Annotated in this window: 1 protein-coding gene (cut by a window edge); it reads right to left on the reverse strand. The window is 53.3% G+C overall.

Annotation, left to right across the window (positions count from 1 at the left end):
- Positions 1–12,740, reverse strand: partial view of a non-ribosomal peptide synthase/polyketide synthase gene (locus C0638_RS20710; protein WP_102163742.1) — the end only. Its footprint extends 29,527 nt past the window's final position; 12,740 of the gene's 42,267 nt are visible here — the last part of the coding sequence; its start codon lies beyond the right edge, outside the window; it ends in the stop codon at positions 1–3.

A 12,740-nucleotide genomic window follows, 5' to 3' on the forward strand; every position in this document is an offset into this window, starting at 1 on the left:
TTAGAAAATAAAATCGATGGAATCGGGCGAGAAGCCTTCTGCTTGCTCGTCCGAGTTTACCTGAAGATCGCTTAATAGCAAATCTGGATTGGCTCCAACCTGTGACAGGATCGCTATCAAATCTCCGGTTAATCGTTCAATAGCATCTGCGCCAAACAGCTTCGTGCAATATTCAAAGGAACCCTTGATCTGCCCGTCTTCATCACTCATAGACAAGGTCAAATCGAATTTGGAGGTCCTGTGTTCCTTAACATAAGGACTAAAGGATAGTGTTTCAAGTTGTGCTTCCTGCGACTCCGTATTTTCCAGTACAAACACAGTGTCAAACAACGGGTTACGGCTTGCATCCCGCGCTACATCCAGCTTTTCCACCAGCTCTTCCAGTGGATAATCCTGATGCTCGAAGGCTTGCAGCGTACGATCTCTGGCTTCCAGCAAGTAGTTATGGAAAGTTTGGTTGCCCTGCGGCTGGTGCCGGATGGCTAGTGTATTGACGAACATGCCGATCAGCGGCTCCAGTTCAGGCAGCAAGCGGCCTGCTACCGGCGTACCGATGATCAAATCGTCCTGACCGCTGTATTTGGACAACAGGACGGTGTAGGCGCTCAATAGCACCATATACAATGTGCTTCCAGTCTGTGCCGCTATCCGGTGCAACTGCTCGGATACATTCGGGGCCACGGTAAACTCATACATTGCCCCCTCGAAGCTGCGAACAGCAGGTCTAGGATAAGCAATCGGCAGATCCAGTACCGGTAATTCCCCGGCTAAATGTTCCAGCCAGAACTGTTCCCGGCGCTGGTAGGACTCTCGCTGCATTTCCTGCTGCTGCCACACCGCATAGTCCTTGTACTGAATTGGCAGCGGCTCCAAGGCCTGTCCCTCGTACAGTTGTCCCAGCTCCTGCACGATATTGTTAGACGATACCCCGTCTGAAATAATATGGTGCATGTCGTACATCAGGAGATGGCGCTCGGGTCCGGTTTGAATAAGACGGACACGCAGCAGCGGTGCCTGCCGAAGATCGAAGCTGCGTACAAAGGACTCGATATACACTTCCGCTTCGGACTCACTGGCCTGCAGGCGTTCTACGACAAACTCCACTTGATCGTAAATCCGCTGAACAACCTCGCCGTCCACCATTTCAAAGGAAGTTCGCAGCGTTTCATGACGGGCTACTAACTGACGGAACGCTTCCTCCAGTCGATCTGCCTGAAGCGGTCCCTCCACTGTTAATACACCCGGCATATTGTAGCTGAGATCCCCACCTTCCAGATGGCTCAAAATATACAGTCGTTTTTGCGCCGAGGAGACAGGATAGTAAGACTGTTTCGTCGCAGCAGGGATCACCGTATAGGTGTCTGTCCCGTGCGTTGCAATGAGTTGGGCTTGCTGCTCAATCGTAAAGTGCTGGAACACCTCACGCAGTGTAATCCGACTGTCCAGTTCCTGATGGATTTTAGCCACCAGCGTCGTTGCCCGCAGGGAGTGTCCACCCACATCGAAGAATGAGTCGGTGACGCCTACGCTGGACAGCTTCAATACATCCTGCCAGATTTGCGCTAACTTGGCCTCCAGCGGCGTCCGCGGCGCAACGTACTCCAGACCTCCTTCAAGGCGTGCTTCCGGTGCTGGTAACGCCTTCCGGTCGATTTTCCCGTTTGGCGTCAGTGGGAAACGATCCAGCTGTACCACATACGTCGGGATCATATAATCCGGCAGCTTCGGCTGCAGCGCATTCCGCAGTTCCGGCAGACTCAGCGACTCTGTAGCTACGATATAGGCACACAGATCCTTGTGTCCGTCTTCGTTTTCCCATGCTGTGACCACGGCTTTTTGGATACCGTCCACGGTCAGCAGCTGTGCTTCCACCTCGCCCAGTTCGATCCGGTAGCCGCGGATTTTGACCTGGTGGTCGATCCGGCCCAAATACTCGATACTGCCATCCGGCAGCCACCGTGCCAAATCACCTGTCCGGTACATCCGGTTTGCGTGAGTGCTGCCCGCTTGATCGGCAACCGCCGCATCAGCAAACGGATTCGGGATAAACTTCTCTGCCGTCAGTTCTGGCAGGTTGAGGTATCCTCGTGCAATACCTGCACCCCCGATATAGAGCTCACCTGCGATACCGATCGGCACCAGCTGTTGCTGGTGGTTCAGGATATACACAGCCTGGTTCGCTATTGGCGTTCCGATGGATACCGTGTGCTCCCCTTTGGCCAGCAGGACATGCAGGGACTCTACATCTTCAATCGTATAAGCCGTCGTATCTACCGTCGTTTCGGTCGGACCATACACATTCGTAATGACCGGACAATACCCGGCCCACTTGTGCAGGAACACATGGACCAGCTGCACCGATAAGGCTTCGCCCCCGATCAGGTAGTGCTTCACACCTGGCGCTTCGGTCGCGCTGACGCTTTCGTTCAAAATATGCAGATGCGCAGGTGTGCCGTCCGACAGATCAATCCGGTGCGTGCGGTAGTAGGCGATCAAATGCTCCCCGCTCAGACTGACGTCACGGGACACCACATGCAAGGTGTGACCTAACAGCAAGCTGGCAAAGATTTGCTTCACCGAGGCGTCAAATACAAAGGCTGACAGCCATGCGATGTGAAGCGGCTGATCATACCGGCTGTATACCCGCTCATATAAAGCATCTACCAGATTGCTGACACTGCCTTGCTCGATCATGACCCCTTTCGGCTGACCGGTTGTACCTGACGTGTAAATCATATAGGCCAGGTTGTGCAGGCCGGAGACAGGAACCAGGTTGCTTGCATCCTGTTCTCCCAAGTGAGCTTGAACGCCCTCATCGTCCAGAACTACAGCTTGTACTGCTGCCGGCAGTCTGAGCGAGAGAGTGGCGGCTCTGCTTGTAATCACGACTGGTGCCCCACTGTCTTGGAGCATGTAGTCAATGCGCTCCTGTGGGTACATCGTATCCATCGGCACATACGCGCCTCCGGCCTTCAGTACCCCCAGAATGCTCACCAGAAGATCCGCAGAACGTTCCAGCAGTACGCCTACTGGCTGATCCGCTTCCACACCATTCGCACGTAACACACGGGCCAACCGGTTCGCCTGCTCATTCAGCTCAGCGTAGGTTAGCGCCATGTCCCCAGACACCACGGCTATCCGTTCAGGGTGATTCTTAGCTTGCTCTTCAAAACGCTCGCTGAGCGACAGGCCTTGGAGTGTTCCACGCACGCTATGTGCGTTCGGATCATTGAATACCTTCAGAATCTGCTCGGTTTCTTCAGTCGTAATGAGCTCCAGCTCACCCAGCTTCGCATCCGGGTTCGCCGCCACGGCTTCGGCTAAGCGAATAAAGTGACGAGTCATCCGTTCAACGGTTTCCCGTTGATACAACGCGGTTGCATACTGCAATCCGAACTGGATGCCTGCCTCTTCCTCTCTGGCTTCCAGCGTCAGATCAAACTTCGCTGGCGTTTGCTCCAAGCCATAGGGACGGAAGCTCAGGTCTGCCAACTGTAGTTCGCCTTCTTCGGTCGTTTGCAGGGTAAACATCGTATCGAACAGCGGATGGCGGCTCATATCCCGCTTCACATTCAGCTTTTCCACCAGCACCTCAAATGGATAGTCCTGATGCTCGTAGGCTTGCAGGGCGCGAACCTTCACTTCTTCCACGTAGCTGCGGAAGGTATGTTCCGCTGTCGGATAGTTTCGCAATGCCAACGTACCGACGAACATGCCGAGGATCGGCTCCAAATCCGCATGCGGTCGTCCGGCAATCGGCGTGCCGACGACGATGTCCTCCTGGCCGCTGTATTGGTGCAAGAGGGCGGTATACGCCGCCAGCAACACCATATACAGTGTAGAGCCTGTGTTCGCCGCCAGTTCCTTCAGACGTTCGCTCACTTCGCATTCCAGTCCGAACACCACGGTATCGCCTGCTGTACTACGCACCGCCGGACGGGCAAAGTCTGTCGGTAAATCCAGTACAGGCAGTTCACCCCGGAAGGTATCGAGCCAGTAGGCTTCCTGACGCTGCATCCATTCCTGATGGGCTTCGCTTTGCTGCCATACGGCATAATCCTTGTACTGTATCCGCAGTGGCGGTAACTCTTCACCGTCGTACAAGCGGACAAATTCATTAGTCAGTACCCCCATGGACACGCCATCCGAAACGATGTGGTGCATATCGAGCATAAGCAGATGTTGAGATTCCTGCTCTACTCCCTGGACGCCTAGATCCACCAAGCCTACTCGCAGCAGCGGCGCAGCTTTGAGATCAAACGGACGGACAAAGCGACTCACCAGCTCATGCACTTCCTTGCTGGCCATCGTGTCTGTATCCGTAGTCGCACCCTCTGCTTGTACCTTCGTATATTCCACTTCGAACGGCACCGTGTCCTCAACCCATTGCATCGGCTCACTGTCGATCAGATCAAAGCGGGTGCGCAAGGACGCATGACGGGCGATCAGTTGACGGAATGCATGTTCCACCCGCTTCACATCCAGCGGACCGCTCACTTGCAGCACCGACGGCATGTTGTAGTTCACATCCTGCGGATCGAACTGATGCAGCACATACAGTCGTTTTTGCGCCGAGGACAGGGGATAGAAGCTGCGCTCTTCCGTTACTGGAATGGACGCATAGGTTACTTGGTCCAGCTGTTCCAGTACAACGGCCTGTTGCTCAATCGTTGGTGCTTCAAAAATACTGCGCAGTGGAAGTGGCTTGTTCAGCTCTTTGTGAATCTTCGAGGCCAGTGTCGTCGCCCGTAGTGAGTGCCCGCCAATCTCGAAGAAGTTTTCCTTCACACCGACCTGAGTGAGACCCAGTACATCCTGCCAGATTTGCGCCAGCTTCACTTCCACCCATGTCCGAGGTGCAACATAGTCGGCTCCGCTTTGCAGGCTGCCCTCTGGTGCTGGCAGGGCCTTGCGGTCGATTTTACCGTTCGGTGTCAGCGGCATTTGTTCCAGCTGTACCACATAGGAAGGAATCATGTAACCCGGCAGCTTCTGGCTCAAAGCGCTGCGTAACTCACTTGCGACAACTTCCTCATCGGCGACCACATAAGCGCAGAGCTGCTTTTGCCCTTGCTCATCTTCCCGTGCGATGACCACAGCTTCTCGCACTGTCTCCAGCTTCAACAGCTGCATTTCTACCTCGCCCAGTTCGATCCGGTAGCCCCGAATTTTCACCTGCGCATCGATCCGCCCCTTATATTCCAGCGAACCATCCGCATTTAGGCGTACCATGTCGCCTGTGCGATAGCAGCGTTCTCCGCTACGGAACGGGCTGTCGATGAACTTTTCGGATGTCAGGTCCGGACGGTTGCGGTAACCACGTGCTACCCCGTCACCGCCTACCAGTAGTTCACCCCATACCCCCACGGGCTGAAGCCGCATCGAACGGTCCACAACATACGATGTCGAATTATGGATTGGTCTGCCAATTGGCACCGATTCCGATTGTACACCGGTGATCGCGTGTACTGTGGAAAAGGTCGTATTTTCAGTAGGGCCATAGATGTTACTGATTCGCAGGGACGGATGGGCCTCCAGCACCCGGTTCATATGTGGTACGGACATCACATCACCACCAACCAGTAGCTCCCGTACCCCCTCGAACAGCGCCAGATTCTGCTGGGACAGCTGGTTAAAGAGCGGTGTGGTCAGAAACATCGTGGTAATGCCATGACTGCGGACAGCTTCCTTAAGCTTGAGCGCGTCCAAAATGACATCCTGACTCACTAACACAAGCTGTCCACCGTTTAATAGAGCTCCCCAAATTTCGAAGGTGGATGCGTCGAAAACAATCGCGCCTGTCTGCAAAATGCGCGTGTCAGCATCCAACTGCGCGTAGTTTGTATTTTTCACCAAACGCACAACATTGCGATGCTCTACCATGACACCCTTCGGCTGCCCCGTCGTACCTGACGTATAAATCACATACGTTAGATCGTTCGGACCGGACAACGGCTCCAGATTGGAGCCATCCTCGTGATACACACTCGGTGCCCCACTCAGCACCAGCACGTTTCCATTGAAAGATACCTTGTCTACCAGATGGCTTTGTGTCAACAACAACTCTGCTCCCGAGTCGTCCAGCATGTAGCGGATACGCTCCTCTGGATATGTCGGATCGATTGGAACATATGCGCCCCCAGCTTTCAAAATGCCTAACATACCCACAATCAAGTCTACCGAACGCTCGGTCATCAGACCCACCAGACGATCCTTCGTCACGCCTTGACTGCGCAAGGTACGAGCCAGACGATTCGCACGTTCATTCAGCTCGCGATAGGTCAACTGCTCTCCTTCGAAGTACAGCGCTGGCTGTTCCGGTGTCTGCACGGCTTGTGCTTCGAACAAGCCATGGATCGTTTGATCGCTTGGATACTCAGCAGCTGTATCTCCCCATACACGGAGAATTTGCTCGCGTTCCTGCTCGCTTAACACATCCAGCTCCTGCACTTGAATGTCCGGCTTCGCTACCACTTGTTCCAGTAGCTGTATTAAATGGCCCTGCGTCCGTTTCACGGCTTCCCGATCATATAACTTCGCATTGTATTCGAATCGGATTTTCATCGCTTCCTGCGGCATGACGACCAGATTGAAATCATAGTTGGTTTGTTCAATCATCCCTGCATTGCTGATGACAAAATCCGACGCCGCACCTTCGCCAAGCTGCTCGACCTGCTCCTCCACCGGATAGTTTTCAAACACGATAATGTGCTGGATCAGCTCTTGCTTTTGCTCGGTCAAGGCTTGAATTTCATACAGCGGATACGTTTCATAATCTTGAGAAGCCAGCGCCTGCTGCTGATTCGCTCTAATCAGGTCGGCAAAAGTGTCCTCAGCCTTACTACGGATACGTACTGGAATGGTGTTAATGAACAAGCCCACCATATTTTCGATCCCTGAAATTTCTGCCGGGCGACCCGATACTACACCGCCAAAGACGGCGTCGTTACTACCGTTGTACTTTTGAAGCAGTAAGCCCCAGGCCGTTTGTAGGAGCGTATTGGTGGTCACGTGATACTGCTTGGCTACCATTTCCATGAGTCCTGTCAAATCCTTACCTAGGTCGCACAGTACATGCTCAAATTGTTCGCCGTCCGCTTTCGCGCCTACTTTTCCGGTCGGAATCGAAGTTTGTTGATCATAATCCAGCAAATATTCCTTCCAGTATGAGGCTGCTGCTTCTACATCCTGTGCTTCCAGCCACTCAATATACTGACTGTATGGAGTCACGGGGGCGAGCTTCGATTCTCTATGCTCTACCGCTGCAAAGTAAACCTCAAACACCTCATCCGTTACCAACGCCACACACCAGCCGTCCATTAGGATGTGATGAGAACTCCATACAAAATAATAATCCTCATCACCTGTCCGCAAAATCGCCACGCGCATCAACGCATCCCGGGACAAATCGAATCCAGCTGCCTTGTCTTGGCGAATAAATTCCTGCACATACGCGTCACGTTCCTGATCATCCAAATGACGCAAATCTTCACATCTGAAACCAACATCTTTATGGCGGAAAATCACCTGTACGGGCTCATCCTGCCACCCGCTGATGAAATTGGCTCTAAAGATCTCATGCCGCTGCGCCAGTTGATTCAAGCTATCTTGGAAAATATCCGCTTGGAAGCGTCCGTGTAGATCAAAGGTCGTTTGTTCAAAATAAGCCCCTGATTCTGCATCCATTAGACTATGGAACAACATCCCTTTTTGCATCGGTGTCAATGCATATACATTTTCCAGTTCCCCGATGTCACGAGTCCGCTCTACCAACTGATCCAGCTCGGCCAAGGTTACAGGTTTAAGCATAACATCGCTTGGCGTCAGCTCCGGCTGTTTGCGTTCTACGCAATGCGTGATGATTTCCTGCAGGCTGGTTCTAAGCGCTCCAGCTAGCCGCTCCATCGTTTCCCTGCGATATTCCTGATGGCTGTAGCTGATCGTCAATTGCAATTGACCTTCCGAAATCAGTCCGTTCAGATCCAGCGTGTGCGATCTGGCTGCATATGCGCTAAGCTCGGCACCGCTAGCGTAAGGAGACACGCCAATGGATTGATGTTGCATATCCTGGTCAAATTGTCCGAGATAGTTAAAGCTAATTTCAGGTTCGGTTCCAAAACGCTTTTGCTCACATGCGGCGGACAAGTATCTCAGTATCCCGTAGCCAATGCCCTTTTGCGGAATACGGTGCAGCGCTTCTTTCACCTGTTTGATGCGCTGTGAAAGATCTTGTCCTGAGCTCATATCCAGCACAACCGGGAATTGACTCGTAAACCAGCCCACCGTGCGCGTAATATCCAGCTCGGGCAAAATGGACTCCCGTCCATGGCCTTCCAGGGTGACAAGCACGCGTTCAATCCCCGCCCAGCGATGAATAGCCATGCCAAGTGCGGTCAGCAGCAGATCATTCATATCTGTGTTGTAGGCACGATGCGCCTGTTTTAACAACTGCTCCGTTTCCTGAGTGGTCCATGTGACCGTCATAAGCTCGCTGTCTTTATTCAAGGATTGTGGTTGCGGCTGGTCTTTTGGAAGCGGCTCATACGCCCCCTGTTCCACTTCCTGCCAAAAGGCGAGCTCTGCTGCCATTGCTGGACCGTTCGTATAGTGAGACTGTCCCTCAGCCCAGGTGCGGAACGAATCCGTTTTGTGCGGAAGACGAGCCGCTTGTCCGTGCAGTGCCTGTTCATAGGCTGTCGTAAGATCCTCGAACAAAATGCGCCAGGATACGGTATCCACCACTAAGTGATGAATAGCCATCAGTAAATGATCTCCATCGGGGCAATGGAACAGCCCCAGCTTCACCAGTGGTCCTTCGCTTAAATGAATCCCCGCCTGAATTTCATTCGCTTTGGCCTCGATCGCTGCAGACACTTCAGTCTCATGGCTGAAGTCTATACGTTCCAGCGTATATAGCTCGCCCTCACCCACCGCGCGGTTCCAGGCTTCATATCCATGCTCGGTAAGGCGAAAAACGATCCGCAGTGCATCGTGATGACTAACCATTTGATCCATCGCTGTACGCAGCGCCGCTACATTAAAACCATCCTGGCTATGCAGCATAATGGATTGGTTATGATGATGAGCATCCGTCAGGTTTTGCTCAAAGAACCATTGTTGAACAGGTGTCAGCTTCACCGCGCCCACCACTTCGCTCTGATCTGCCAATCTTGTCACCGATTGGACTTTCAGCGCCAAGGCAGACACCGTCGGATGACTGAACAGGTCTTTCATCTCCAGTCGATAACCTGCTTGCAGCAAGCGAGACGAGACTTGCAGAGCCTTGATCGAATCGCCGCCCAGCTCAAAGAAGTTATCCTGCGTGCCTACGGCATCCACGCCCAGCACTCCGGCCCATACCGCAGCCAGTACTTGCTCCACCTTCGTACGCGGGGCCACATAAGCTGCTCCTGTATGGATGCTGCCTTCCGGCTCTGGCAAGGCCTTGCGGTCGATTTTGCCGTTGCTGGTCAGCGGGATGGTCTCCAGTCGCATCAGACGTGCAGGCACCATGTGTGCTGGCAGTCCGGCTTCCAGCTCGGTCTGTACTTCCTCCATCCGCAGCTCGGCTTCTCCCGTGATGTATCCACACAAATACTTGTGTCCACGCTCGTCCATCCGGTCGATGACTACGGCTTGACGCACACCTGGCACCCGCTGGATCGCCGTTTCAATCTCGCCCAGCTCAATCCGGTATCCCCGGATTTTGACCTGGTAGTCCATCCGGCCGATAAAGTCCACATTGCCGTCTGGCATCCACCGCGCCAAATCGCCTGTGCGATACAAACGTTCCCCCGGTACGTACGGGTTCGCTACGAATTTCTCGGCTGTCAGGTCCGCACGGTTCAGGTAGCCCCGTGCGACCCCGATGCCGCCGATGCACAGTTCGCCCAGTACGCCGATTGGCACCGGATTCAGCTGGCTGTCCACGATGTAGAAACGTGCGTTCAGCCATGCCTGACCAATCGGCACATTCCCGCTGCTTGGCAGCTTCGACAGCTCTTTGTCGTAGAAGCTGGAGTCAATGGCCGCTTCCGTAACGCCATAGCTGTTGATGATGCGGATATCTGTGCCAAACCGTTCTTGCAGTACTCGGTAATCCGTCACGCTGCAGCTGTCCGAGCTGGTGATCAGCAGTTCCAGACTGCTCATGTCCAGCCCCTGTTCATGCACATGCTGCATAAACGGTACGATCAGGGCCGGAGTCGATTCGAACACGGTAATCTGGTAATCGCGAATCCAGCCGTACAGACGGCTTGGATCAATGCGGTCGTCTTTCGGACAGATGACCATCGTGCCCCCGTTATAGAGCGTCCGTGCAATATCCCCGACGAATACGTCGAAAGAGAAGCTGGCCAGTTGCAGCAGTCGTACCGGGAACTGGTTCAGACGGTAATCCCGGCGATACGCTGCAGCCGTATTCACCAAACTGCGATGCTCAATCATGACGCCCTTCGGACGTCCGGTTGTCCCCGACGTGTAGATCACATACGCCAGATCGTGCGGATCGTTGATCGGTTCAACATCCGTCGTATCCCCGGTATACAGCGACTCATCGTCCAGCGCTAGTACGGTATGCAGACGCAAGTTCGCTACGGATTCGGATGCTGATTCACTGTCAGACTTCGAATCTGCTGTTCCATTTAGGTTTCCATGAAGAGCACCTGATTCCATCGTTTCAGCGCTAGCCGCTGTTTCCAGCTCACCCTCAGTCTGCCCTTCGACCAAGGCCTGATCGCTTTTCTCCAGCCATGCCTGGGTACGCTCCTGCAAACTGGTTTGCGTGAGCAGCACCGTCACACCGCTATCCTCCAGCATGAAACGAATGCGTTCGGACGGATAGTCTGCATCCAGCGGCACATATGCGCCTCCAGCCTTCCACACCGCCAGTACGCCGACCAGCATGTCTACCGAGCGTTCACTCCAAATGCCGACAATCGATTCGCGTCCGATACCTTCATTTCGCAATCTACGCGCCAATTGATTTGCACGTTCATTCAGTGTGCGGTACGTAAGTTGTTGCTCTTCGTACACCACCGCCACATGATCCGGTACAAGCTGGGCCTGTTCTTCCACGTAGGTATGGAACAGTGCTCCTGCTTCAACCGCAGTAACATCTGATACGCCTACATCTCCAAAACCATAGAGGATTTGTGCTTTTTCCTCGACAGTTACCATATCCAGAGCTGCCAGTGGCTGCTGTGGATGCAGTGTAATGGCTCGTACGAGTTCGGTAAAATGCTGCGCAAAGCGCGCGATAGTCTCAGGTTTGTACAGCGCCGTGCTGTATTCCAGACTGCACAGAATGCCTTCTGACTGCTCTACGGCATCCAAGGTCAGATCAAATTTGGACGTATGATCGTCCGTCGGATACGGCTTGAAGGTCAGCCCTTCCAGCTCGAACTCCTGCTGCTCAAATGTTTTCAGCTCAAACATTGTGTCAAACAGCGCATTCCGGCTCGTATCCCGCGTTACATTCAGCTTTTCAACCAGTTCTTCAAACGGATATTCCTGGTGCTCATACGCACTGAGCGCATGCTCTTTGACCTCTTGCAAGTAGTCCAAGAACGTTTTATCACCAGACGGATAATTGCGAATCGCCAGTGTGTTCAGGAATACGCCTACTAGGCTACTGAGCTCCGCATGTGGTCTTCCGGCAATCGGCGTGCCGACGATGATGTCCTCTTGACCCGTGTATTTATGCAAGAGTGTGCTATACGCTGCAAGCAACACCATGTACAAGGTGGATCCGGTTTGCGCGGCCAGCTGCTTCAACTGCTCGCTGTCCTCCATGCAGATCGCAAACTCAAATCGAGTTCCTTCCAGACGCTGTACAGCGGGTCTTGTAAAATCCGTTGGCATATCCAGTGCCGGAATTTCACCAGACATGGTGTTCAGCCAATAGCTTTCTTGCGCACGAAGACGTTCACTTTGCATATCTGCATGCTGCCAAACGGCATAGTCCTTGTACTGAATACGGAGTGGCGGGAGCTCCTTGCCTTCGTACAATTGAGAGAACTCCTGCACGATAATTCCTTCCGTGACGCCATCCGAAATAATATGGTGCATGTCATAGAGCATAACGTGACGCCCCGGTCCGTTTTCGATCAACTGAACCCGCAGCAACGGGGCTTGTGCGAGATCAAAGGCACGTACAAAGTCCTGTGCGTACTGCGGTGTCTCTTCTTCGCTTGCTTGCACATACTCCACGCTGAATGGGACGTTAGATTCAATCCGCTGAATCACCTCGCCATCCACCATCTCGAATCGGGTTCGCAAGGTTTCATGACGGGCGATGAGCTGGCGGAAGGCTTGCTCCAGTCGCTTTTTATCCAAGGAACCTTCGATAATCAAAGCTCCTGGCATGTTGTAGCTCACCTCTCCACCTTCCAGATGACTCAGCACGTACATCCGTTTTTGCGCCGAGGAAACGGGATAATAGTCGCGCTCCTCCGCCACAGGTATGGATACATACATTTGCTGGGCCTGATCTTCACCCATCACCTGTACCAATTGCTCAATCGTCGGATATTGGAAAATATCTCGCAAGGCCAGCTTGTGATTCAGCTCCTGATGGATTTTCGCCATCAGTGTTGTAGCGCGCAGAGAATGTCCTCCCACTTCAAAGAAGTTATCCTGGATGCCTACCCGCTGATGATTCAGAACGCTTTGCCAAATACGTACCAATTGTTCTTCCAGCGGTGTCCGCGGCGCAACATACTCCGTACCTCCTTCGAGGC

The sequence above is a fragment of the Paenibacillus sp. lzh-N1 genome (assembly GCF_002872435.1).
Lineage (GTDB): Bacteria > Bacillota > Bacilli > Paenibacillales > Paenibacillaceae > Paenibacillus > Paenibacillus polymyxa_C.